The organism is Streptomyces sp. SBT349, assembly GCF_001083795.1.
Lineage (GTDB): Bacteria > Actinomycetota > Actinomycetes > Streptomycetales > Streptomycetaceae > Streptomyces.
The window spans coordinates 1-23,853 of sequence record NZ_LAVK01000085.1 but is presented as its reverse complement, the minus strand read 5'-3'; the positions used below and the strand labels follow the sequence as shown (position 1 = coordinate 23,853).

Genomic DNA, 23,853 nt, shown 5'->3' with positions numbered 1-23,853 from the left:
TCCCCGGCCCTCCCCGCGGCGGGGCCTTCCCGCCCGCCGTGCTGCGCACCGCCGAGCTGCCCGCCTTCGCCCGCGGCGGCGGCGCCAGCACCGTTCCGCTGGTCACCAGGGCCCTCGGCGCCGAGGTCTTCCTCACCGGCATGACCGCGTTCGAGGGCGGCGCCGGCATTCCCCTGCACACGCACAACTGCCCCGAGAGCGTGGTCGTCATCGAGGGCGCGGCCGTCGCCGAGATCGACGGCACCGAGCACCACCTCGCCCGCCATGACACCACCTATGTCGCCGCCGGAACCCCCCACCGTTTCCGCAACGCCTCCGACACCGCCCCCCTGCGGATCCTGTGGATCTACGGCTCCGTCGACGCCACCCGCACCCTCGCCGAGACCGGCGTCACCTCGCGCGTCGACGCCGAGCACACCGGCACCGCCCGCTGACGACAGGAGCCATGGTGGTCACGGAGATCGCCCAGATCGAGGTACGGCCGGACACCGAGGAGGAGTTCGAGAGGGCCGTCGCCCGCGCCGTCCCCCTCTTCACCGGCGCCGAGGGGTGCCGCGGCATCCAGCTGCACCGCAGCGCCGAGTACCCGCGGCGCTACCGCCTCATGGTCCTGTGGGACACCGTCGAGCACCACACGGTGACCTTCCGCGGCTCCGAGTCCTTCCGCCGGTGGCGCGACCTGGCCGGCCCGTACTTCGCCGCTCCGCCGCAGGTCGAACACGTATACTCCGTCCTCGCCCAGTGACCGGTGACCGGGCCGAGGCCCGGCCGTCCCCGCGGAGACCTGCCGATGAACGTGCCAGCGGATCAGCAGCGGCCCCCCGGGGGACCGACGCCCCTGACCCGGCGGACGGCCGCCCGCATCGTCGAGCGCATCGCCGCCGGGCGGCTCCCCGCGGGCACCCGGCTCGTGGAGCGAGCCCTCGCCGAGGATCTGAAGGTCTCCCGCTCGCCGGTGCGTGGCGCGCTGCGGCTGCTGGCGGACGAGGGCGTGGTCGCCCCGGCCGAACGCGGCGGGTTCACCGTGGCCACGACCGGGGGAGGCCCGGCGGACGCGGGCCAGGCGTGCGCCGGTGAGGACGGCGTCGACGCGACCTACCTGCGCATCGCCGCGGATCGCCTGGACGGGAAGCTCCCCGACCGCGTCACCGAACGCGCCCTCGCCCGCCGCTATGGCCTCATGCCGGGCCAGCTGACGCGCATCCTGCGCCGCATCGCCGTCGAGGGCTGGATCGAGCGCCTCCCCGGCTACGGCTGGGAGTTCCAGCCGATGCTCACCTCCCTCCGGTCCTACGAGGAGAGCTACCGCTTCCGGCTGACGATCGAGCCCGCCGCCGTCCTCGAACCCGGATTCGTCCTCGACCGGCCCGCCGTGGAGGCCGCCCGCGCCCAGCAGCAACGCCTGCTCGACGGGGACATCTGGACGGTGGACAACGCGGAACTGTACGACCTGAACAGCCGCTTCCACGAGACGGTCGCGGCGTGCAGTCGCAACGCGTTCTTCATCGACGCGCTCCAACGCGTCGACAGGGTCCGCCGCCTGATCGAGTACCGGCGCTCGCTGCGACGCGATCGCGCCGTCATCCGCTGCACCGAGCACGTCCGGATCGCCGATCTGCTCCTGGCCGACCGCCGCGCCGAGGCGGCCGAGCGGCTGAGGGAGCACCTGACCACGGTCGGCGGCGAGAAGACCGCCGAGGACGGGCGGCCCCCCGGACCCGGGTCCGGGCCCGGGCCCCGGTGATCGGGAGCCTCACGGGGTGGTCGTCCCCTCGGCGTGGGCGCCGCGCATCAGGCGGGAGAAGAAGGCCGCGACCGCCGGCATGACGAGGGCCCCCTGGTGCCCGACGCCGGGCACCAGGTCGAAGGTGACGTCGATGCCGTGGGAGAGGAAGCCGCGCTCCAGGGTGCGCAGCCGCTCGACGCGGGTCGCCCCGGTCTTCTCCACGCCGTCCACCCAGTTGGCCTCGCCGGGGTTGTTGATCTCCCAGGTCTCGGTGTCGTCCGCGCCGACGATCATCTGGACCGGCACCCGGCGCAGCGCCTCGATGTCGACGGACCGGCCCAGGCGTTCCTCGATGCCGCCGGTGCCCAGCCACCACGGCAGGCCGTCGTCCAGCTCGGTGATGCGTCCGGGGGCGCCGATGGAGACCGCGGCGAGCCGGTGGGGGTGGAGGTAGAAGAAGCGGTGCGCGAACTGGCCGCCCCCGGAGAACCCGTGCAGGTAGAAGCGCTCGCCCGACACCGAGAAGCGCTCGGCGACCTCCTCCACGATGGCCAGCAGGGCATGGTCGAACCGGATGCCGCGGTAGTCGATGAACTTGAAGTTGTGCAGGTCGTCGGCGTCGATCAGCCCGGCCGGGAAGAGGGGGGCGAGGATCACCGCGCCGTGCTCGTCCGCGAACCCGCGCAGCAGGTCGCGGTAGCGGGCCGCGGTGCGTCCGGTGCCGTGCTGGACGACGACCAGGGGGGCGGCCGGGTCGTCGAGGCCCCGGGGGACGTACAGGGAGTAGTGCAGGCGCTGGTCGTAGCGCGACGCGAAGAAGGGGGTGCCGCCGCGCAGGTGGAAGGCCGAGGTGGACGCGTCGTTGGCGGGGGTCGTCACGGGAGGTTCTCCGCTTCTGGCTGGTGGTGTGCTGGGAACGGGCTCGGGCCCGGCTCAGGTCGTGCCGGCGAAGGCCGCGCGCAGCTCGGCCACCCGTTCGGGCTGCCAGTCGGGGCCGGGCGCGGAGGACAGCAGCATCTCGGTGTAGGGGTGCCTCGGGCGGCGCAGCACGTCGTCCGTGGTGCCGTGTTCCACGGCCAGGCCGCGGTACATCACGACGATCCGGTCGGTCACCTCGCCGACCACGGCGAGGTCGTGGCTGACGAAGACCAGCGTCACCCCGGAGTCGGCGCGGATCTCGCCCAGCAGCGCGAGGATCTGGGCCTGGACGGAGACGTCGAGGGCGGAGACCGCCTCGTCGAGGACCAGGACGGCCGGATCGACGGCCAGCGCCTTGGCGATGGCGACGCGCTGGCGCTGACCGCCGCTCATCTCGTGGGGCCGCGAGGCGGCGAGGGAGGAGGCCAGGCCCACGCGGTCCATCAGGGTGGCGACCCCGCGCCGGATCCCCTCCTTCGCGGTGCCGCGCCGGTGGCGGCGCAGCACGTCGCCGAGGGCGGCCTCCACGGTGAGCCGCCGGTCCAGGGAGCCGTAGGGGTCCTGGAACACCATCTGGGCCTCGCCCGCCCGCTGGAGCCGCGCGCGCCGCCCGCGCCGGATCTCGCGCCGGTCGCGGCCGTTGATCACCACCGTGCCCGCGTCGGGCCGGGTCAGGCCGACGATCATGCGGCCGACGGTCGTCTTGCCCGAGCCGGACTCGCCGACCAGGCCGAGGGATTCGCCGGCCGCCAGGGCGAAGCTGACGCCGCTCGCCGCCACCACGGACGTCCCGCGCCGGGCGCCCGGGTACCTCTTGGTCAGCTCGGTGACGGTCAGGGCCTCGGTCATCGCAACGCTCCCTTCGCCGGCCGCGCGCCGTCGGCCCGGGGCGCGTCCCGCCCCGGGAGCCGCGGCGTCGCGCGGGCGAGTGCCTGGGTGTAGGGGTGTTCGGGGTCCTCGAAGAGGGAACGCGCCGGCTGCTCGTCGACCACCGCGCCCTCCCGCATGACGTACACGCGGTCGCAGTAGGCCGCGGCGAGCAGCAGGTCGTGGGTGATGAACAGCACGCCCAGCTCCCGCTCCCGGCGCAGCCGCCGCAGCACGGCCAGCACCTCGGCCTGCGTGGTGACGTCCAGCGCGCTCGTCGCCTCGTCGGCGAGCAGCAGCTCGGGGTCGGTGCTCAGCGCCGAGGCGATCACGACGCGTTGCAGCATGCCGCCGGACAGCTGGTGGGGGTAGCACCGCAGCAGGTCGGCCGGGTCGCGCAGCCCGACCTCGGCGAACAGCTCGATGATCCGGGCGCGCGCCTCACGCTTGGGCACGCCGTGCACATGGACCAGGCGCTCGGTCGCCGAATCGCCGATCCGGCGCACCGGGTTGAGGGAGGACCGCGGGTCCTGGAAGATCATCCCGGCCCTGCGCGTGCGGACCTCGTGGACCCCGTCGCCGTCGCCGGTGGTCTCGATGCCCTGGACCGTGATGGTCCCCGAGGTCTCGGCCCGGTCGGGGAGGAGGCGCAGGACGGCCCGCGCGGTCGTGGACTTCCCGCACCCGGACTCGCCGACCAGGCCCACGGTCTCGCCCTGGGCGACGGTCAGCGACACCCCCCGCAGGATGTGCCGCGGGCCCTCGGCCCGGGGGACGGTGAGGTGCAGGTCGTGGATGTCGAGCAGCATGGGCGTCACTTCCTCACGGCGAGCTTGTCGGAGAGCCGGACCCCGACGACGTTCGTGGCGACGACGACGATCGCGATCGTCAGGCCGGGCACGATCGCCGGGCCGAGGTAGCCCTGAATGACCCCGGTCTGCGCCTCGGAGACCATCAGGCCCCAGTCCGCGCTCGGCGGCTGGGCGCCGAAGCCGAGGAAGTTCAGCGCCGCCAGGCTCATCAGGCCCTCGCCGAAGAGGACCATCAGGTAACCGACCAGCGTCGACAGCATGTTGGGCAGCAGGTAGCGGAAGCAGAGGACGAAGCCGCCCACGCCCTGGAGCCGGTAGGAGTCGATGTAGGGGCGGGCCAGCTCCTCCAGCGCGATGGCCCGGGTGAACTTGGCGATCAGCGGCGTGAACGCCAGGCCCATGCCGACGATGGCGGTGGCGGTGCCGCTCTTGAACACGGCGATGACCAGGACGACGAAGAGCAGCCCGGGAAAGGCGAACATCACGTCGGTGACCCGGCTGAGCAGCGCGTCCACCCAGCCGCGCCGCCACGCGGCCGTGACGCCGATCAGGACGCCCAGGACGGTCGCGAGGGCCAGCAGCGCGATCGAGCCCAGCATGGTCTCCCGCGCTCCGGCGATCACCCGGGACAGCAGGTCACGGCCGAGCTGGTCGGTGCCGAGCCAGTGCGTGGCGCCGGGGGGCTGCCACATCGCCCCGAAGTCGGCCGCGTGCGGGTCGTGCGGGGTGATCCACGGGGCCAGGACGGCGGCGGCGACCACCAGCAGCAGCGTTCCCACGCAGAGCCGGAAGCCCCACGCGCGCCGGCGCCGGGGTGGGGGAGAGGCGAGCGCCGGGACGGTGGCGGTGTCGAGCGTCATGCCACATCGCTCCTTACCGCGGTGCGCGCGTCGATGAGGGGGTACAGCAGGTCGATGAGCGTGGTGACGGCCATGTAGGCGATCACCATGGAGAGCAGGATCGCCTGGACGACCGGGAAGTCGTGGGTGTTGATGGCGTCCACCAGCAGGCCGCCGACGCCGTTGAGCCCGAAGACGGACTCGATGACGACCGTTCCGGCCAGCATCCCGGCGAGGACGAGACCGCACATCGTGACGACCGGGCCGATGGAGTTGCGCACCACGTGCCGCCACACGATCTTCCGGGGCGACAGGCCGTAACTCCGGGCGACCTCGGTGTGTTCGAGGCCGTGCTGCTCGATCATCGTCTGCCGCGTCACCCGGCTGATCAGCGCCAGCGCGCCGAGCGCGAGCGCGACCGCGGGCAGGGTGAGGTGGTAGAGGCGGTCCGCGAAGCCCTCGCCGTCGCCGGTCACCTCGAACCAGCGGAGGTTGACGGCGAACACGGACACCAGCACCAGGGCCACCACGAAGTTGGGCACGGAGTTGGCGAACGTGGTGGCCCCGGTGATGAGGGTGTCGGCCGTCCTGCCGCGGCGCAGCGCCGACACGGTGCCCAGCAGGACGCCCACGGTGACGAACATGACGCCCGCGAGCGCCACCAGCGTCAGGGTCACGGGCACCCTGGTCCCCAGCAGGTCGGTGACCGGCTGCTGGTAGACGAACGACGTGCCCAGGTCGCCGTGGAGGACGTCCTTGGCCCACAGGAGGTACTGGGAGGCCAGGGACTCGTCCAGGTGGTACTGCTCACGCACCGCGGCGATCCGTTCGGGCGTCATGTTCTCCGGGTTCCCGATGAGGAAGCTCACGGGGTCACCCGGCGCCGCGTGCATGCTGCCGAAGATGACGAACGAGCTGACGGCCAGCGTGAGGACGAGGGCCCCGAGCCGCCACAGGAGCGCGGTCATGGTCAGCCCTCCCCGGTGCCGAGGTCGGCGGCCCACGGGTAGTAGAAGTAGATGCCCGCGGCCGGCACCCCGGTGACCTCGTCGGACATCACCACGGTGCTCGGGCTGGACACCAGGCTGATCCATGGCTTGGCGTCGGCCCAGGCGGTGGCCATCTCGACGGAGAGCCGGGCGCGTTCGGCGTCGTCCAGGGCGGCCCGGCCGCGCGCGACCAGGTCGTCGAACCCGGGGTCCCGCAGCAGCCACTGCACCGTGGAGTCGGACGCGCCGTTCTTGTAGAAGCCCAGGGGGTCGAACTTGGAGATGAAGTAGTCGTCGGCGAAGAGGTCGACGGCCCGGCGGCCCTCCTCGTTGGAGTAGTAGGCGGTGTACTCGGCCTCGGAGACCCGCTCGATGCTCGCTTCGAGACCGATCTCGTCGGCCGCGCTGACCACGGCGTTGGCGACGACGTTGCGAATGGAGGTGCCGTCGCTGGCGACGACGATGGGCTCGGTGTCCCCGACCTCGGCGACCAGGCGCCTGGCCTCCTCGATGTCCTCCTCGCCGGGGGAGGCGGGGAAGCCCTCGATCTCCTCGTGGGCGGCCTCGAAGACCGCCGTCTCGTAGCCCCAGGCGCCCGAGCCGACCGGCTCCCGCCACGGCTGTCCGAGCCCGGCCAGGCCCGCCCGGTTGATCCCCTCGCGGTCGAGCGCGAGGGAGAGCGCCGTGCGGAGGCGGGGGTCGGCGAGGCCGCCCCGCTCGGTGACCATCAGGCTCCAGACGCGGGTGGACGGGCCCTGGTTGACGGTGAGCCCGGAGGACTGGGCGAGCCGGTCGGCCGCGGCGAGGTTCTCCAGGTAGGTGCCGGTGGCCGAGCCGGTGACCAGCGAGTTGACCATGGCGTCGTCGCTCATCCAGCGGAAGGTGATCCGGTCGGTCCGGGAGGCGCGCTCGGGGTTCCAGTAGTCGCCGGCCCGGGCGAGTTCGATCTCCTGGCCCGACCGCCAGGAGTCGAGGGCCAGCGGGCCCGAGCAGGCGTCCTCGCCCGAGGGGGTGCCGTAGGCGTCGCCCTGCGCCTCGACCGCGGCGCGCTCCAGGACGACGCCGGCGTCGCCCGCCAGGGACTGGAGGAAGACCGCGTCGGACTGGGTGAGGTGGACGGTGACCTCGTAGGGCCCGGTCTCCTCGATCGACTCCACGTTGACGTACTCGTCGGACTCGGCGGCGCCGTCGGCGTGCCGGTTCAGGCTCCAGACCACGTCCCGCGCGGTCATGGCGGCGCCGCTGTGGAAGGTGACGTCCTCGCGCAGGCGGAAGACGAGCGTGGTGGGCGTGGCCCACTCGTAGGACTCGGCCAGGTGGGGCGCGACGCTCAGGTCGGGCTGCACCTGGAGCAGCCGCTCGCAGACGTTCGCCATGACGAGGTCGCTGTGCGAGGTGGCCGCGTCGCCGTCGAGGTCGAGGGTGCTCGGCTCGGTGGACATCAGCCAGGTCGCCTCGTCGAGCTGACCGCTCGCCGCGGGCGTCGTGTTGAGGAACTCGACGTCGGCTCTGGTCTCCTCGGCGGTGCCGGCGGGGCCGCCGCACGCGGCGCTCAGCGCGACGAGCGCGACGGCGGCGACGGCGGTGGTCCGCCGGCGCCGTGTGGTGGGCACGGGCATGGTCACACCTCGCTGTAGAGGTTGAACGGCACGAGCTGGTAGGGGTTCTCGCAGGGCGGCCCGGCGGCGAGGTAGTAGTCGCCGCTGGTGAGGTCCACGCAGCTCGACACGGTGGTCGACCACCGATCGACCTCGGGCAGCCGCGGATCCGCGTGCGAGCACAGGGAGTCGGGGTGGCCCAGGTGGTCGGACATGGCGGCGTGGATCGCCGCCCGGACGTCGGCGGACTCGGTCAGGCCCGCGGCCGGCCGCAGGCCCTCGCGGGCCCGTGGCACCCGGACCAGCGAGTCCGGCGACATCGGCCGGTGGTCCGCGGCCAACTGCGGGGGAACGAACGCCTGGTAGTGGTTCCCGTGGACGAGGACGCCGTCGACCGGGTACTCCCAGCCGTGGGCGCCCGGCGTGGTCTCGACGTCGATCGAGAACCCCGCGCGGTGGGTGAGCAGGGCGTTGCTGGCGATGTGGGGCCGCGTGCGCACGAGGACCCTGAGGGCGTCGGAGATGTTCGGCGCGTCGAGCACCGCGCGGCGGATGACGGTCTGCGGCACGCCGACCTTGTCCTCGAAGCGCCCGCCGAGCCCGTTGGCGTTGAGGGCGAACCCCTCGGAGTTGGCCCCGTGCCTGCCGACCTGCCCGGCCTCCACCTGCATGACCAGCGTCGGCTTGGGGGGCTGCACGACCCGCAGCAGGACCACGGTGTCGCGCACGGCGTGCCGCCAGTCCCAGTTCTGACCGGTGTAGACGTGGCCGTCGCCCGCGGCGGGCCCGGTGAGGGAGAACGACGTGCATCCGTCGGTCTCTTCCCGGGTGGGCCGGGGCGCGCCGGGCCGGGTGAACCAGTTGTCGTACATGATCTCGCCCCGGCAGTTGAGGGCCACGACCTCGGCCGGCTCGACGCCGGCGCCCTCCGCGATGCCCCGCATCTCGTCGAGGAGGTCGGGGAAGTCGTCCTCGATCAGCCGCCGCCACGGCTGGACGTACTCCAGGACCTGCTCCCACGGAAGGCCGGCCTGGCGCTCGAACGCCACGCGGTAGTACCCGATCGAGCTCCGGATGAGGTCGGCCGCCGCGCTTCCGTACTGCCGGCCGCGGTCGAACGCGGACGGGCCGGACACGTCGATGACTCTGGGACTCGGCATCAGAGAGAGATCCTCCCGTGGGACTGCGGGGTGATGCACCGTTCATTACGGAGCGCGCGATCCTGTAGTATTCGATACATGGCGGGAGTGGATAGTACACAGCTGGGCGCCGACGTAACAGGTGCTACGAGAAATCAGGGGATAGTCGAGCTGCGTGCGCGCATCCGCGGCCACTGGGACAGCGCGTCCCCCGCGGAGCGCTCGGTCTGCCGGTTCCTCGCGGAGATCACCCCCGAGCGGCTGCTCTACATGTCGGCCGCCGAGCTGGGAGCCGAGACGCGCACCAGCAACGCGAGCGTGATCCGCACGCTCCAGAGGCTGGGCTACTCCGGGCTCGCCGGCCTCAAGGGCACCGTGGCGGGCCCGTTCACCAGCGAGATCGCCCCCGAGGTGCGGGCCCGCCGCCGCATCGAGTCGACGGGCGGCGACCTCCAGACCGTCTGGGACAGGGTCACCACCGAGTCGGTCGACCGGATCGAGCTGCTCCGGCGGAGCTTCTCGGTCGAGCGCTTCGCCCAGGCCGTCGACCTGCTGCTCAACGCCCGTGAGATCACGTCCTTCGGCTTCGGCGCCTCGTTCGTGGTCGCCGAGCACCTCGCGCTCAAGCTCCGCCGCATGGGGCGGCGTTCACGGGCGATCCACTCCTCCGGCTTCCGCCTGGCCGACGATCTGCTGAGCATCGAACGGGGCGACGTGGTGGTCGCGTTCGCCCCGGCGCGGCTGCTGACCGAGGTGGAGGTGCTGCTCGACCGCGCCCGCACGGTGGGCGCCACCACCATTCTGATCAGCGACCAACTCGTCGGCCGCCTCGACGAGTCGGTCACGGTCATCCTCTACGCCCCCAACACCCCGACCGGCATGACCGGCGAGCCGCTGACCACGATGGTCGTGGCCGACGCGCTCGCGCAGGGCGTCGCGGCGTCCGACGCGGAGCGGGCGGTCGAGGCGTCGCACACCCTGACCACGGTGCGCCAGCAGCTGGGGTTCTGACCGTGGCGCCCGTTCCCCTGGTGCTGCTGTACGGCGACAGCATGCTCGCGCGCCTCACCAAGCCCCGGATCGACCTCCTCGAACGCGGGACCGGCCTGCCCGGCTCGGTCGTCAACTGCGCCGCCGGGGGCTGGGACAGCGCGGACTTGGCGGCCAGGGCCCCGGCCCTCGCCCGGTGCGGGCCGGACCTGGTGGTCCTCTCCGTCGGCGCGAACGACTGCGCCCCGTGGAAACGCGTGCCGCTGCCCTCGTTCGCCGCCCACGTCGCCGCGGTCGGATCGGCGTTCGCCGGCGCGCGGCTGGTCGGCTTCCTGCCGCCGCGGATCCGCGAGGTGGACCGGCCCGGCCTCGGGCGGCGCCGCAACGCGACGCTCGACGCCTACCGCGAGGCCCTGCGCGACGCCGTCGGCCCCACCCGTTGCCTCGACGTGCCTCGGATCCTCGCCGGACTCACCGGCGCCGCACCCCTGGCGGAGGACGGGCTGCACCTCACCGCCGCGAGCTACGACGCGCTGATCCCCGAACTGGCCCGGCTGGTGACCACCGGCCTGACCGAAGGGCGGGACGGCTCATGAGCGACGCACGCACGGCCGCCCAGGGTCGGGTGGGTGGCGACGTGCGCGTGAGCCGTGCGGGCGGAGAAGCGAAGGGGAGGGTGGTGAGCGACGCACGCGCGGCCGCCCAGGGTCGGGTGGGAGGCGACGTGCGCGTGAGCCGTGCGGGCGGAGAAGCGAAGGTAAAGGAAGGCTCATGAGCGGCGCCAACAGTTTCGGTACCCGGGGGTGGATCGAACTCGCCGGTGTCCGCTACGCGTTCCACCGGCTCGCGGGGCTGCCCGGGGTCGAGGGCGCCCCGCTGTCGACCAAGATCCTGCTGGAGAACCTGCTGCGGCACGAGGACGGCACCGCGGGCGGGGCCACCGCCGAGGAGATCGCCTCGCTGCTGGCGCCGGGCGGGGCCCGCGGGGAGATCGGCGTCCGGCCCTCGCGGATCTTCCTGCACGACACCAACGGCGTGCCGGTGCTGACCACCCTCGCCGCGCTGCGCGACGCCGTCGCGCGGGCGGGCGGCGACCCGGCGTCGGTGCGCCCCGTGGTGCCCGCCGAGCTGACCGTCGACCACTCGATCGCCACGGACGTCTCCGCCCGCCCCGACGCCCGCGAACGGAACACCGAGCTGGAGTTCGCGCGCAACGAGGAGCGCTACCGCTTCCTCCGCTGGGGCTCACGGCTCGACGGGCTGACCGTCATCCCGCCGGGCTCCGGCATCATGCACCAGATCAACATCGAGCGCCTGGCGCGCGTCGTGGAGCGGCGCGACGGCTGGGCCTACCCCGACCTCTGCCTGGGCACCGACTCGCACACCACCATGGTCAACGGCCTGGGCGTGCTGGGCTGGGGCATCGGCGGCGTCGAGGCGGAGGCCGCGCTGCTCGGCCTGCCGGTGTCGCTCCAGGCGCCCCGGGTGGTCGGGGTCGAGCTCACCGGCCGCCTCGGCCCCGGCGTCACCGCGACCGATCTGGTGCTCACCCTCACGGAACGCCTGCGGGCCCACGGCGTCGTCGGCGCGGTCGTGGAGTTCTTCGGTCCCGGGCTCGCGGCGATCAGCGTCGAGACCCGCACGACCATCGCCAACATGGCGCCCGAGTACGGCGCGACCAGCGGGCTCTTCCCGGTCGACGCCGCCACGCTGGCCTACCTGCGCCTGACCGGCCGGTCCCCGGACCAGGTGGCGGCCGTCGAGACCTACTGCAAGGAGCAGCTGCTCTGGCCCGACCCGGGGGTGGCGACCCGCTACGACCAGCGGCTCGCCGTGGACATGTCCCGCGTCGAGCCCTCCCTGGCCGGGCCGCGGCGCCCGCAGGACCGGATCGGCCTGCCCGGCGTCCGGGCCGGCCTCCGGGCAGCCCTCGGCGGCGCCCCGCGGAAGCGGGCGGCGGCCGAGCCCTCCGACGGCGCGGTCGCCATCGCCGCCATCACCTCCTGCGCCAACACCTCCAACCCCGAGGTGATGATCGCCGCCGGACTGCTCGCCAGGAACGCGTGCCGCCGCGGCCTCACCACCCGGCCGTGGGTCAAGACGAGCCTGGCGCCGGGCTCGACGGCGGTGACGCGGTACCTCACGGACGCCGGGCTCGACCGTTACCTCGACCAACTCGGCTTCCAGACCGTGGGATACGGCTGCATGACCTGCATAGGGAACTCGGGCGACCTGCTGCCGGCCGCGGCCCGCGCCGTACGCGACGGCGTGCGGGTGGCGTCGGTCCTCTCCGGCAACCGCAACTTCGACGGCCGTGTCAACAACGACGTCGGCCTCAACTACCTGGCGTCACCGCCCCTGGTGGTGGCCTACGCGCTGGCCGGCACGGTCGACCGCGACCTCACCCGTGAGCCGCTGGGCACGGGCGGTGACGGGCGGCCGGTGTACCTCTCCGAGATCTGGCCGGACGACGCCGAGATCCGCGCGGTGGTGGCGTCGTCGCTGAGGCCCGAGGTGTTCACGGAGTCCCAACGGGACCTGCCGGCCGGCGAGGCGGGCTGGTCCGCCCTCGACGGCGGGGACGGCCTGCTCTTCGACTGGCGGCCGGAGTCCACCTACATCCGCCGCCCGCCCTTCCTCGACGGCGTCGGCCGCGCCGTGCCGCCGCGGGAGGACATCCTCGGCGCCCGGGTGCTGACGCACCTCGGGGACTCGGTCACCACCGACCACATCAGCCCGGCGGGCCGCATCCCCGCGTCCAGCCCGGCCGGGCGCTACCTCGCCGCCCGGGGAGTCGCGCCGCGCGACCTGAACACCTACGCCTCGCGGCGGGGCAACTTCGAGGTCATGAGGCGCGGCGGGTTCTCCCACCCGCGCCTGCGCAACCGCCTGGTCCAAGGCGGCCGGGGCGGCGTGACGAGGGACGCCGACGGCGCGATCGTGCCGGTCTTCGACGCCGCCGAGTCGTTCGCCCGGGCCCGGATCCCCCTCGTCGTCGTCGGCGGCGAGGAGTACGGCACCGGCTCCTCGCGCGACTGGGCCGCGAAGGCGACGGCGCTGCTCGGGGTGCGGGCCGTCCTGGCCCGGTCCTTCGAGCGCATCCACCGGTCCAACCTGGTGCACATGGGCGTGCTGCCCCTGGAGTTCGTCGACGGCCGCCACGCGGGGGGCGCGGCGCCCGAGAGCCTCGACGGGGCCGACGAGATCGACGTGCTGGGCCTCCGCGACGGGCTGACGCCCCGCTCCCCGGTGCGGGTGCGGGCGCGCTCGGGGAGCCGCACCACCGAGTTCACGATGCTGGCCCGCGTCGACACCGGCGGCGAGGCCGCGTACTTCCGGCAGGGCGGCATCCTGCCGCTCGTCCTGCGCCAACGACTGGAGCGCTGACCCGGGGCCGCGGCGCGGGCCGCGGGGTCACCCGGTGGTGTCGATGTTGGTCAGGCCGCTGCCGGCGCCGGTGACGGTGTTGTCCGTGGTGACGACGTTCGGCGCGTCCACGCAGTCGGCCTGGTTGGTCACGTTGATGGCGTAGCCGTCCGCGCCGCCGAGGTCGGAGTCGTTGGCGCGGAAGGTGTTGCCGCAGCCGTAGCCCTCGACGCGGTCGTGGGTCTGGTAGCCGTCGAGGAGTTCGCCGTCGCCGCCGAAGGTGCCGGTGTTGGACGCGATGAGATACCCGTTGCCCTTGAGGTCCATCCAGGAGTCGGCGAAGTTCTCGCCCGAGATGCCGTCGCCGTCGAAGGTGTTGCCGCGCACCACGCCGCCCTCGGTGCCCTCCTTGATGTCGACGTGCTCGGCCGTGACATTCGGGCCGATGGTGTTGTTCAGGGCCTGGTTGCGGTCGCTGCGGTCGGGGCCCTCGCCGCCGTTCTCCCCGAACTCGTCCCAGTGGTTCACGGCGGAGCCGAAGTAGATCGCCTCGCCGTACTGCGGCTCCTCCAGGCCGGTGTCGTGGAGGGCGGAGTTCTGGATGACGTTGTCGGAGCTGGCGGCGCGGAAGTGCACCGCCTCGGCCCCCGTGCCGTACACCTCCACCCCGTCGATGGTGACGTGGTCGGACTCGTCCAGCACGATGCCCTTGGCCGAGTCGGCCACCGCGAAGCCCGTCAGGTTCCAGTGGTCGGCGCCGTCGAGATGGAGACCGTAGCCGTCGTCGTTGGACAGGACCGCGCCGCGCGGTCCGGTGAGGGTGATGGGCCGCTCGGCGGTGCCGGAGGCCGTGGCGGCGAAGGCGCCGGCGTAGTCGCCGGGCTCCAGCGCGATGGTGTCCCCGGGGCCGGCGTCGGCGAGCGCGTCGGTCAACTCCTCGGCGGTGCCGACCTCGACGGCATCGCCGGGCGGGATCTCGCCGCCGTCGGAGGCGCCCCAGACCTCGACCTCGGTGAGGCTGTTCCAGTCGCCCGCGCCCTCACCGACGTAGCCGTGGCCGAGGTAACGGACCCGGGAGGTGCGGACGGGGTCGAACGCGAACGACTCCAGGCCCGTCGTCGTGCCGCTGGTCTCGCCCTCGTGGACGGTGGCCCAGCGCGATCCGTCCCAGTACTGCAACGCGAAGACGTTCCGCCGGCTGGTGCCCTCGTGCACGGCGAGCTTGATGTGGCTGACGGTCATGGCCGAGCCGAGGTCCAGCTCCAGCCAGGCGCCGTCCCCCTCGCCCGACCACCGGGTGCCGTAGTCGTCGTCCACCACGTTCGCCGGCTCGTTCCCGTCACTGGTGCTGGCCGTGACGGCACCGCCGTCGGGCGTGATCTGCACGGGAGCGGCGTGCGCCGCCGCCGGCACGGCCATCGCCGCGGTTCCCGCGGCGAGGGCGGCGGTGGCCGCCCGAAGCCGCCCGCGTCCCCGGGGCGCGGAACGGGACTGGCGTGTATGCCTCACAGGGGTGTCCTCCTCGTGCGCGTCGAACCGTCCGCCTCGGCACGGGCTTCTCGGACGTGACCCTAGACGGCGGGCCGCGGGAGGGGTCCCGGGCCCGTCGAGGGACGCCCCGTGAGAGGACGTCAGGGCTGGGCGCACTCCGGCGAGGCGGGGTCGGCGCCCGGGGACAGGGTGACCGGAGGGGACGTCAGCGGTCCGGGCGCCGAGGGCGTCTCCGCCCTCACGTCGGCCCGGCCGGGGCGAAGGGCCAGGGCGGTGCCGTCGGGGCGGATGGCGACCGTGGCCGGATCGCCGCTGTGGAAGCGGGTGGTGGCGCCGAGCACCGGGAGCACGTGGTCGGCGTCGACGCGCGCGGCGTCGTGCCGCACCACCACCTCGGCGGGGTCCATGGAGGCCGTGTCGGCGCGCGCGTTGAGGCCGTTGTCATAGGTGTTGCCCTCGATCAGCACGCCGGACGAGCCTCGCAGCGTGTAGAGCGGCGTGGTGAACGGCTCGGCGGCGGCCGAGGCGCGCAGCGGTACCGACGTGCCCGGGGCCGGGCAGAGGGCGCCGGGCCGCACGGCGATCAGGCCGGAACGGTCCAGCCGCCGCACCTCGTTGTGGCGGAAGGTCAGCCCCCCGACACTCTTGGCGTCGACCAGCGTCGCGTCGCCGACCTCGAAGGTGTTCCGCTCGATCCGGATGTTCCGGTGCACCGGCCGGTCGGCGTCGAGCACCTGGTTGGTGGGCTCGACGAAGATCACCGGACCGGTCGGGGCGACGAAGGTGTTCCGGCGGATGAGGACGTCGGAGACCGCGCCGGACTCGTACCAGTCGGAGGCGTCGGCGGAGATGTAGATGGCGGCCATCGTCGTCCGCTCGAAGCGGTTGTCCTCGATCACCACCCGCCGGGGGGTGGTGACCAGCACGCCGCGGGTGGGCACGTTGCGGAAGGTGTTCCCGGCGATCCGCACGGCCGGGGTGTAGGTGGTGTTCTCCACCACCGTCCCGCCGATCTCCACCCCGTCGGGCACCGGCCGGTCGAGGGTGACGGTGATGTCGGTCAGCGAGACGTCGTGGTCCCTCCCGCTCGGCCCCTCCACCGCGGTGACCGTGGCCGCGCCGCCGGGCAGCGGGCGCATGGTCGCCGAGTCGACCAGCCGGATCTCGTCCCCCTCGTAGAACTGCGGGAACCCGGCGGTCTGCGGGTGCTCGTAGGTCACCCGAAGGCTGTTCGGCGACGGCTGCCCGGCGACCTGGAGATACGTGCCGTGGATGTTGATCGGGTCGTCGTGCGGGCCGTCGAAGAGGGAGTCGGTGACGGTCACCTCGCCCCTGACGCCCGACATCTGGATGAAGTCGGCGAACGCGGAGGTGGACCGGCCGGACGCCGGGTCGGGCGCGAAGGTGACCCGGTCGATGGTGATGTCCTCGCTGAACTGCCCGACCAGGCCGAACGTCTGAAGCGCGCGGGCGTCGAGGTCGCGCACCGTCACGTCGGAGGACTCCCAGATGAACGCGCCGGGCTGCTCGCGCTCGATCTGCCGCATCTGGTAGACGAGGCCCTCGTCGGCGGGCGCGGCGGAGGTGGTGTAGTCGACGCGGATGCCCCGGCCGCCCAGGTCGGTCATGGAGGCGACGTCGGTGAAGAGCGGGTTGTCGTCGCGCCAGGCGCGCCGCGCGGCCGGGTCGTGGATCTGGGTGTACTCCAGTCCGTTCACCCCCGACCAGTAGGGGCGGCCGGTGACCGGGCTGGTCTCGCCGAGCCAGGTGACCTGGTCGTCCTCCACCCGGTAGGGGCTGTCGGCGGGGACGGTCAGGATCCGGTACGCCCGTCCGTCCTCGACCCCCGCGGCGCTGACGGTGGCGTCCACGACCTTGGGCGCCACGTAGTCGAACGTGAAGCCCGTGAACGTCACGTTCTGCGAGCGGATGGCGGCGAAGGCCGTCTGGAGGCCGTGGTAGAGGAGGGTGGAGCCCTGGCCGTCGACCACCACGTCGTCCATGTCCTCGACGAGGAGACCTATCGACTTGTCGCGGTAACGCTGGTCGGCGCCGACCGTGTTCGACACGTACAGCTCGCGGACCTCGGCGCTCTCCGGGTAGAGCTGGTAGGTGCCGCGGGGGAAGACGATCCGCACCGGGCCCTCGACGGTCCTGGCGTGCCGCAGCGCCGCCGCGACCGCGGGGGCCGAGTCGGCGGCGCCCGTCGGGTCGGCCCCGAAGTCCGTCACGTCCACGACGGTGTGCCCCGGCGGGCGGGCCGCGCCCGCGGACGCCGACGGCGCGCTGAGCACGCCCGCGCAGGTGGCGAGGAGAGCGAGCACCAGCAGGCCGGTCAGCGAGCGGGAAGGGAGTGGCGTCGTTCGTCGGGCCTGAGTGGTCACGGCTGCGGCTCCCGTTCTGGCGTGACCCGGACCCCGGCGTGGTCCGGTGGCGTCGGGCGCCATCCTGCCCCAGGGGCACCGGGATCAACAGAGCCGTGGCGAGGCGATCCCCCGGGCCGGGAACGGGCCGTGACCGCCGTCAGCCGGTGCCCGGTCACGGACGGGCCGCGTGCACCACGTAGGTGAGTATCTCGGGCGGGATCAGCGGGGAGAGTTCGACGGTGGAGGGGAGGCCCTGGCGGTGCAGCAGATCGCGGATCCGGTCGAGTCTGCCGTCGATGTCCTGGACCTCCAGGATCACCTGGCCGATCTTCGGCCAGTCCCCGGAGTCGATACCGAGGAGCACGTCGAGCTCCGCCCCTTCGACGTCCACTTCCAGGAGGTCCACTCTGGTCCGGTCGACGAGGAAGCTGGACAGCCGTTCCACGGAAGCCGTGACCTCGTAACCCGTGTGCTTCCGCTCGGTGACCGACAGCCCCTCGATGGGGGTCAGCACCGATTTCTGAAGCTCCTTCTCCGCGGGGTAACGCGTCGAGTTGCCCGGGATGACCGGGTAGTAGGTGAACGGCACGTCCGGAGCGCGTTCGGATCCCAGCGCGCACTCCTTCACGGTGACGTCCTTCAAGCCGTGCATGAGGATGTTCTCCCGCAGCACGTCCAGTGACTCCGGGATGGGCTCGAAGGCGAGGATCTCGGCATCGGGCCATTTCCGTTTCACGAAGAGGGAGAAGAGCCCGATATTGGCTCCCGCGTCGATGACGAACGGCCGTGGCGGAAGGTCGATCTTGTTGTAGCAACCGAGCTCGAAGATCTCCTTGTGCTGGAAACGGGCTTCATCCGGGCTCTGGGCGAAGCACTGGAGTCCACCATCAAGATCGAGCAGCTCATATCGCGACATGTTCGAAGGCTCCCAAGGGGTACGCCGCGGACCGTACCCGGGTGGTGTGGCAGGTGGGGCGGTCGGCGCCGTCCCGGGCTCCGGCCTGGTGTGACACGACGTTAGTTGGGCGGCGGACGGTGCGGCAGTGTGAGAAAAACCTCGCACTGCCGCATCTTCCGCCGCCCTACTACCGTCGTGTCACAGCGGCTCGTGCCCTTCGCCGCCGCCCGGCGCATCGATACCCGGGTGGGAGAAAACGGGATCGACCTTGACCGACGCCTTCGACGACGAGGGCGATGAGGGACCCGGGCCCCGCGCCCCGAGGGTCCGATCGAGACCTGTGAGGACCGAGTCAGGTGCGAGAAACTGCCTTCCCCGACTTTTCGACGTTGACGGACGCGGTGCACGGCTGGGGTATGACGGCGCCGGAGCGGGTCGCACTGGTGTTTCTCCCGGACGGAGAGCGGGAGGCGGCACGGATCACGTACGGCGAGCTCGATTCGGCCGTGACGCGGACCGGGGAGCGCCTGGCGGATTCCCTGGCACCGGGCAGCCGGATCGTGCTGTGTCTCCCGACCGGTGCGGAGTTCGTGATCGCGTTTCTCGCCTGCCTGTACGCGGGAGTCGTCCCGGTGCCGGTGGGGGTGCCGGGAGACGCGCGGCGAGCGTCGCGGCTGGAGGGGATCGTCGCCGATGCCGACGCGGCGGCCGTTCTGACGGACAGCGCGACCGCGCAGGACCTGGAAACGAGCGCCGGGGAGCCGTTGTTCGGGCTGCCGTGGTCCGTGGTGGACGCGACGGCGGCCCTGTCGGGGCCGGTGGGGCCCTGGCGCCCGCGGGCGGGCGCCGGGGATATCGCGTTCCTCCAGTACACGTCCGGCTCGACGGGCTCGCCCCGTGGCGTGGTGGTCTCGCACGAGAACCTTGCCGACAACATCTCCGTGATGGTGCACCGGCTGGGTATCCGCCCGGAAGCGAGCATCGTGAGCTGGCTTCCGCTCTTTCACGATCTGGGCCTGATCAGCTGTGTACTCATGCCGCTCCGTTCCGGGATGACCACGGTGCTGATGCCTCCGGTGGCGTTCCTGCGGGAGCCCCTGAACTGGTTGCGCGCCCTGTCGACGTACCGGTCGATCTTCACCGCGGCGCCGAACTTCGGGTACGAGATGTGCAACCGGCGCGCGGCCACCGCCGACCTGTTCGGTATCGACCTGTCCGCACTGGAGACCGCCGTGAACGCGGCCGAGCCGATCCGGGCGTCGACGACGGACACGTTCATCCGGTTGTTCGAGCCGATGGGGTTCCGGCGTTCGAGCTTCTACCCGGGGTACGGCCTGGCCGAGGCCACGCTGTACGTGTCCGGACGGAACCTCGGGCCCCGGATCGGCCTCTCGGTCGACCGTGCTCGGTTCGAGCGGGGGCGCGTCGTGCCGGTGGCGGAGGCCGAGGGCGGGCGGCTCGTCGTGAACTGCGGACGACCGGGGACGGGACAGACGCTCGTCATCGTGGATCCGGACACGGGGGAGGAGTGCCCGCCCGGCCGGGTCGGGGAGATCTGGCTCGCCGGCCGGAACATCACCCGGGGGTACTGGAGCGGCACCGCCGCCGCCGCGACCGACGTCACGGTCGCCTGGTCGGGGCGCCCGGGGCTCCGCTTCCTGCGGACGGGCGATCTGGGTTTCCTGCACGACGGCGAGGTGTACGTCGCGGGCCGGCTCAAGGACGTCGTCATCGTCGGCGGCAGGAACCACCACCCGCACGACATCGAGGCGACGGTGGAAGGCCATCCGGCGGTGCGGGCGGCGGGTGCGGCGGCGTTCCCGGTCGCCGGGGACGGGAGCGAGGGCCTGGGGATCGCCGCCGAGGTGGTGGGCGCCCGGGTGGGGGGTGATCTCGCGGCCGTCGCCGGCGCGATCGCCGAGGCCGTGTGGAACGAGCACGCCCTGAGCGTGGCCGACATCGCGTTGCTGCGACCGCGCGGGCTGCCGCGGACCACGAGCGGGAAGCTGCGGCGCCGGCATACCCGGGATCTGCTGCTGGCCGGCAGGCTGGGCGAGCTGTGCCGCTGGCCCGACCGCCTCGGCCCGGCCCCTCCGCGGGCGGTCGCCGACCCCGACCGGCTGGCGGCGGCGCTCCTGTCGGGCTCGGCGGCCGACGCGGAGCGGGTCATGCTCGACCTGGTGCGGGAGCAGATCGCGGCGGTGCTGGGACTCTCGTCCCCGGACGGCGTGCCGCCGGACGGATCGCCCCGGTCGGTCGGCCTGGACTCGATCAAGACCCTCGACCTGAGTGCCCGCCTGTCCGCGGCGACCGGCTTCCCGGTATCCGTGGACCTCCTCAGGAACTGCGCGAGTCCCGCCGAACTCGCCCCGGTTCTCGTCCGGCGGGCACTGGTCCGGCTGGCGACGCGGACGCGGGAACCCGGCGCCGTCGCGCTGGTCGGAGGCGGCGGTGCGGACCAGCGGGGAGAGCTGTGAACATCGACGAGGTGCTGTTGCGTGCCCTGCGCGCGGGCGTGACGCTCGCGCTCGACGGGGACCGGCTGACGTTCCGGGCGCCGAACGGGTTGCCCCCGGAGCTGCGTGACCTGCTGGTGAGCCACCGAGCCGCGCTCGTCGCCGCGCTGAGCGGCGAGTCCTCGCCGGCCGTCGCCCCGATCGTGCGGACAGGCGGCCGGCCGCAGGACGGCGGCCGTGGTGCGTTCGGCCTGTCCAGCGGTCAGGAGCGGCTGTGGCTCGTCGAGCAGCGGCATGGCCCGAGTCCCCTGCACCACGTCCACGTCCGCCTGCGGTGGCGCGGCCGTCTCGACCGGGACGCCCTCGGGGAGGCCGCGCGCGCCCTGGTGGCCCGCCACGGCGCGCTGCGCACGGTGTTCCCCGTGCTCGACGGCGTGCCACGGGCCGAGGTGCGGCCGGAATCCGATCCGGAGTCGGTCGACCTGGCCCACCTCGACCCGCGTGATCTGCCTCCCGGCGCGCGCGACGAGGCGGTCGCCACCTTCCTGGAAACGCAGCGGAGCACGCCGTTCGATCTGGCGGCCGGCCCGTTGACCAGGCTGGGTGCCGTGTCCCTCGGCGACGACGAACATCTGCTGGCGCTGACCCAGCACCACCTGATCACCGACGGCTGGTCGGTCGCGCTGCTGCTCTCGCAGTGGCTGGAGGCGTACGGGGCGGTGCTGCTCGGCCGGCGTGAGCCCGTGCCCGCGCCCCCGGTGGAGTACGCCGACTACGTCCGGTGGGAGCGCGCGCGGCGTGGCGAACCGGACCACGCGCGGCGGGTGGAGTGGTGGGCCGGGCACCTCGCCGGTCTGGCGCCGCTGGAGCTCCCTCGCGATCGTGAGGCGTTGCCGGGGGCGCGGGACCACCGGGGCGCGTCCGAGCGGCTGCGGGTGCCGCCGGAGACCGTCGCCGGGCTGGAACGGGTCGCGCGGCGGCTGGACACGACGCTGTACACGGTGCTGCTGGCCGCCTGGGCGGTGCTCCTGCACCGGGTCACCGGCCAGGAGACGTTCCCGATGGGCACCGTGACCAGCGGCCGGGACGAGGCGGTGCCGCGGGACGCCGTCGGCTTCTTCGCGAACACGGTGGTCCTGCGCTGCGATCTGGGCGGCGGCCCGGACGTGCGCGAGGTCATCCGGCGGTTGCGTACGGAGACGAGGGAGGCGTTCGCCCGGGAGGTGCCGTTCGGCGACGTGGTGGCGGCGGTGGGGGGCACGGCCGACAGCGGCCTGACACCACTGATCCAGGCGGCACTCGTCTTCGAGGTCCTTCCGGCGGTCCGGTCGGGCGACGGCAGCGGGGTGCCGGGTGTGCGCTCGCTGTCGGTGGACACCCGGGTCGACGGAGGGGTGGACGGGACCGCCACGTTCGACCTGTCGTTGATCCTGGGGCGCGAGGGGGACGCGCTCGACGGACTGGTGGAGTACGCGCCGGCGTACGTCGGCTCGGACCTGGTCGTTCGGCTGCGCGATCAGCTGCCGGCGCTGTTGAGCGGCATCGCGGCCGGCCCGTCGCCCCTCGGCGCCGGCATGCCGGCCTCGTGCTGCGAACGGGCGGCCGAGCACGAGGCGTTCTTCCGGGCGATGCTCGGTGAGGTGACGGAGCCCTGCGCGCCGTTCGGGCCGGTGGACGCGCGGCGGAATGGCGCGGAGGCGAGTGAGGCGCGGGTGGTGCTGGACGCGCGGGTGGCGGGGTCGGTGCGGGCCGGGGCCCGCGCGTGGGGGGTGTCGGTGGCGAGTGTGTTCCACCAGGCGTGGGCACAGGTCCTGGCCCGGGTGACGGACCGGGAGGACGTGGTGTTCGGCACGGCGGTGTTCGGCACGGCGGCGTCCGGCACCGTCCTGCCGGTGCGGGTCGGGGCCGGTGCGGTGGGTGCCGGGGCGGGCGTGCGGGCCACCCACCGGCTGCTGACCGATCTGGTCCGCCACGAGCATGCCTCGCCGGCTCTGGCGCGGCGTTGCGCCGGGGTGCCGGCGGGCGCGCCGTTGTTCACCAGCGTCCTCGACCACCGCGCGGGCCCGCCGGTGGCGGCCGGTGCGGTGGCGGTGGCGGTGTCGGTGGAGGAGCTGGGCGGGGAGTTCGCGCTGACGGTCCGGTCGCGGGTGGCGGTCGGCGCGCGGGCGGTGGGGGAGCTGCTGGCGACGGCGGTGACGGGACTCGCCACCGCCCTGGCGCGGTCCGTGGAGGTGCCGTTGCGGGATCTGGACGTGCTGCCCGCCGGAGAGCGGCAACGGGTGCTGGAGGAGTTCAACGCCACCGGGCGGCCGGTCCCGGTGGGCGCGACGGTGCACGGGCTGTTCGAGGCACGGGTGGCGCTCGCCCCGGACGCGGTCGCGGTGGTCCATGGGGAGCGCCGGCTGACGTACGGGCAGGTGAATGCCCGTGCGAATCAGGTGGCGCACCGGTTACGGGCAGGAGGGGTCGGGCCGGAGTCCCTGGTGGGGATCTGCGCGGAGCGGGGCCCGGACCTCCTCGTCGGCATCCTGGGAATCCTGAAGGCCGGTGGGGCGTATGTCCCGCTTGACCCCTCGTACCCGGTGGCACGGCTGGCCCACATGCTCACCGACAGCGCTCCGGCCGTGGTCCTGGCCGGTGGCGCCGGCATCGCCGCGCTGCGCAACACCTCGGGTGTGGGCGCGGGTTGCCCGGTGGTGGCGCTGGACGGGGTGCTGGAGGGGGCGTTCGACGCCTACCCGGCCACGGACCCGGCCGACGCCGGGATCGGGGGGTCGGCCGCGGCGTATGTGATGTACACGTCGGGATCCACGGGGGTGCCGAAGGGGGTGGTGGTCGAGCACCGGAACATCGTCTCGCTGGTGCTGGACAACGGCTTTCTGGCGTTCGGCACGGATGACCGGGTGGCGTTCGCGGCGAACCCGTCGTTCGACGCGGCGACGTTCGAGGTGTGGGGAGCGTGGGCCAACGGTGCCCGGCTGGTGGTCGTGGACGAGGCCGATGTGCTGGATCCCGACCGGTTCGGAGCGGTGCTGTCCTCGGCCGGAGTGAGCGTGCTCTGGCTGACGGTCGGATTGTTCAACCGGTACCGGGACGCGCTGGGCGGGGTGCTGGGCGGCTTGCGGTGCCTGGTCGTCGGAGGGGACGCGCTGGATCCGGTGTCGGTGGCCGCGGTGTTGCGCGAGAATCCGCCGGGCCGGTTGTTCAACGGCTACGGGCCGACGGAGACGACGACGTTCGCGGCGGTGCACCCGATCGACGAGGTGGGGGCGGGGAGCGTCCCGATCGGCCGCCCGATCGCGGGCACCCGGATCTACATCCTGGACGGGCGTGGCCGGCCGGTGCCGGTGGGCGTGGTCGGGGAGTCTGTCTCTTATACAACTCTGACGCTTCCGAAG

Annotated in this window: 18 protein-coding genes; 8 read left to right on the top strand and 10 right to left on the bottom strand. The window is 73.2% G+C overall.

Annotation, left to right across the window (positions count from 1 at the left end; genetic code table 11):
• From ADY01_RS41275 to ADY01_RS13350, 3 genes are all read left to right on the top strand, one after another.
• On the top strand, nt 1-434 hold a 434-nt coding region (locus ADY01_RS41275; protein WP_324612915.1), incomplete at its 5' end, for a cupin domain-containing protein.
• 11 nt (nt 435-445) lie between these two features.
• The gene (locus ADY01_RS13355; protein ID WP_234320201.1) at nt 446-745 is read left to right on the top strand and encodes an antibiotic biosynthesis monooxygenase family protein; all 300 of its coding nucleotides are present in this window, start codon (nt 446-448) and stop codon (nt 743-745) included.
• 45 nt (nt 746-790) lie between these two features.
• The gene (locus ADY01_RS13350) at nt 791-1,744 is read left to right on the top strand and encodes a GntR family transcriptional regulator (RefSeq protein WP_049571337.1); all 954 of its coding nucleotides are present in this window, start codon (nt 791-793) and stop codon (nt 1,742-1,744) included.
• Between the two features lie 9 nt (nt 1,745-1,753).
• Here the strand turns inward: ADY01_RS13350 and ADY01_RS13345 are convergent, their stop codons facing one another.
• From ADY01_RS13345 to ADY01_RS13315, 7 genes are read right to left on the bottom strand one after another with little or no spacing between them, the layout of a single operon-like run.
• Nucleotides 1,754-2,605 carry a PHB depolymerase family esterase gene (locus tag ADY01_RS13345; RefSeq protein ID WP_049571334.1) on the bottom strand — a complete coding sequence of 284 codons (852 nt, stop codon included), beginning with the start codon at nt 2,603-2,605 and terminating at the stop codon, nt 1,754-1,756.
• A gap of 54 nt (nt 2,606-2,659) precedes the next feature.
• Nucleotides 2,660-3,493: an ATP-binding cassette domain-containing protein gene (locus tag ADY01_RS13340; protein WP_049571331.1), complete on the bottom strand. Its 834-nt coding sequence runs from the start codon at nt 3,491-3,493 to the stop codon at nt 2,660-2,662.
• Nucleotides 3,490-4,320, bottom strand: a complete 831-nt coding sequence (locus ADY01_RS13335; RefSeq protein ID WP_053170782.1) for an ABC transporter ATP-binding protein — start codon at nt 4,318-4,320, stop codon at nt 3,490-3,492. The genes ADY01_RS13340 and ADY01_RS13335 overlap by 4 nt, the downstream gene beginning before the upstream one ends.
• 5 nt (nt 4,321-4,325) lie before the next feature.
• Nucleotides 4,326-5,183 carry an ABC transporter permease gene (locus ADY01_RS13330; protein WP_049571328.1) on the bottom strand — a complete coding sequence of 286 codons (858 nt, stop codon included), beginning with the start codon at nt 5,181-5,183 and terminating at the stop codon, nt 4,326-4,328.
• Nucleotides 5,180-6,130: an ABC transporter permease gene (locus ADY01_RS13325; RefSeq protein ID WP_049571325.1), complete on the bottom strand. Its 951-nt coding sequence runs from the start codon at nt 6,128-6,130 to the stop codon at nt 5,180-5,182. Before ADY01_RS13325 ends, ADY01_RS13330 begins: the two co-directional genes overlap by 4 nt.
• Before the next feature lie 2 nt (nt 6,131-6,132).
• Nucleotides 6,133-7,770, bottom strand: coding sequence for an ABC transporter substrate-binding protein (locus tag ADY01_RS13320; RefSeq protein ID WP_049571322.1), 1,638 nt, complete (start codon nt 7,768-7,770; stop codon nt 6,133-6,135).
• Nucleotides 7,771-7,772: 2 nt separating this feature from the next.
• On the bottom strand, nt 7,773-8,909 hold the full coding sequence (locus ADY01_RS13315; protein ID WP_049571321.1) for an acyl-coenzyme A--6-aminopenicillanic-acid-acyltransferase: 1,137 nt from the start codon (nt 8,907-8,909) through the stop codon (nt 7,773-7,775).
• Between the two features lie 78 nt (nt 8,910-8,987).
• On the opposite strand from ADY01_RS13315, the gene ADY01_RS13310 reads away from it, so the two are divergent.
• From ADY01_RS13310 to acnA, 3 genes are all read left to right on the top strand, one after another.
• Nucleotides 8,988-9,899: a MurR/RpiR family transcriptional regulator gene (locus ADY01_RS13310; protein WP_049571318.1), complete on the top strand. Its 912-nt coding sequence runs from the start codon at nt 8,988-8,990 to the stop codon at nt 9,897-9,899.
• A 2-nt stretch (nt 9,900-9,901) separates the two neighbouring features.
• Nucleotides 9,902-10,474: an SGNH/GDSL hydrolase family protein gene (locus ADY01_RS13305; protein WP_049571315.1), complete on the top strand. Its 573-nt coding sequence runs from the start codon at nt 9,902-9,904 to the stop codon at nt 10,472-10,474.
• Between the two features lie 175 nt (nt 10,475-10,649).
• Nucleotides 10,650-13,265: an aconitate hydratase AcnA gene (gene acnA, locus ADY01_RS13300; protein ID WP_049571312.1), complete on the top strand. Its 2,616-nt coding sequence runs from the start codon at nt 10,650-10,652 to the stop codon at nt 13,263-13,265.
• 27 nt (nt 13,266-13,292) lie between these two features.
• Here the strand turns inward: acnA and ADY01_RS13295 are convergent, their stop codons facing one another.
• From ADY01_RS13295 to ADY01_RS13280, 3 genes are all read right to left on the bottom strand, one after another.
• Nucleotides 13,293-14,753: a discoidin domain-containing protein gene (locus ADY01_RS13295; RefSeq protein ID WP_159001183.1), complete on the bottom strand. Its 1,461-nt coding sequence runs from the start codon at nt 14,751-14,753 to the stop codon at nt 13,293-13,295.
• A 122-nt stretch (nt 14,754-14,875) separates the two neighbouring features.
• Nucleotides 14,876-17,119 (bottom strand): right-handed parallel beta-helix repeat-containing protein, encoded by a 2,244-nt coding sequence (locus ADY01_RS13285; RefSeq protein WP_234320200.1) that lies wholly within the window; start codon nt 17,117-17,119, stop codon nt 14,876-14,878.
• Nucleotides 17,120-17,273: 154 nt separating this feature from the next.
• Complete coding sequence (locus ADY01_RS13280; RefSeq protein WP_049571306.1) at nt 17,274-18,017, bottom strand: FkbM family methyltransferase; 744 nt, start codon at nt 18,015-18,017, stop codon at nt 17,274-17,276.
• A gap of 338 nt (nt 18,018-18,355) precedes the next feature.
• Between ADY01_RS13280 and ADY01_RS13275 the strand changes: the two genes are divergently transcribed.
• Both ADY01_RS13275 and ADY01_RS41270 read left to right on the top strand, forming a co-directional pair.
• Nucleotides 18,356-20,476: an AMP-binding protein gene (locus tag ADY01_RS13275; RefSeq protein ID WP_159001182.1), complete on the top strand. Its 2,121-nt coding sequence runs from the start codon at nt 18,356-18,358 to the stop codon at nt 20,474-20,476.
• The coding region (locus ADY01_RS41270; RefSeq protein WP_049571284.1) for an AMP-binding protein at nt 20,473-23,853 on the top strand (3,381 nt) is incomplete at its 3' end. The genes ADY01_RS13275 and ADY01_RS41270, both read left to right, overlap by 4 nt.

What these genes read in the sequence shown, in the direction of transcription:
- ADY01_RS13315 (WP_049571321.1), bottom strand. Translation starts at nt 8,909, where the DNA reads ATGCCGAGTCCCAGAGTCATCGACGTGTCCGGCCCGTCCGCGTTCGAC.
- ADY01_RS13355 (WP_234320201.1), top strand. Translation starts at nt 446, where the DNA reads ATGGTGGTCACGGAGATCGCCCAGATCGAGGTACGGCCGGACACCGAG.
- ADY01_RS13325 (WP_049571325.1), bottom strand. Translation starts at nt 6,130, where the DNA reads ATGACCGCGCTCCTGTGGCGGCTCGGGGCCCTCGTCCTCACGCTGGCC.
- ADY01_RS13280 (WP_049571306.1), bottom strand. Translation starts at nt 18,017, where the DNA reads ATGTCGCGATATGAGCTGCTCGATCTTGATGGTGGACTCCAGTGCTTC.
- ADY01_RS13330 (WP_049571328.1), bottom strand. Translation starts at nt 5,183, where the DNA reads ATGACGCTCGACACCGCCACCGTCCCGGCGCTCGCCTCTCCCCCACCC.
- ADY01_RS13310 (WP_049571318.1), top strand. Translation starts at nt 8,988, where the DNA reads ATGGCGGGAGTGGATAGTACACAGCTGGGCGCCGACGTAACAGGTGCT.
- ADY01_RS13335 (WP_053170782.1), bottom strand. Translation starts at nt 4,320, where the DNA reads ATGCTGCTCGACATCCACGACCTGCACCTCACCGTCCCCCGGGCCGAG.
- ADY01_RS13340 (WP_049571331.1), bottom strand. Translation starts at nt 3,493, where the DNA reads ATGACCGAGGCCCTGACCGTCACCGAGCTGACCAAGAGGTACCCGGGC.
- ADY01_RS13320 (WP_049571322.1), bottom strand. Translation starts at nt 7,770, where the DNA reads ATGCCCGTGCCCACCACACGGCGCCGGCGGACCACCGCCGTCGCCGCC.
- acnA (WP_049571312.1), top strand. Translation starts at nt 10,650, where the DNA reads ATGAGCGGCGCCAACAGTTTCGGTACCCGGGGGTGGATCGAACTCGCC.
- ADY01_RS13350 (WP_049571337.1), top strand. Translation starts at nt 791, where the DNA reads ATGAACGTGCCAGCGGATCAGCAGCGGCCCCCCGGGGGACCGACGCCC.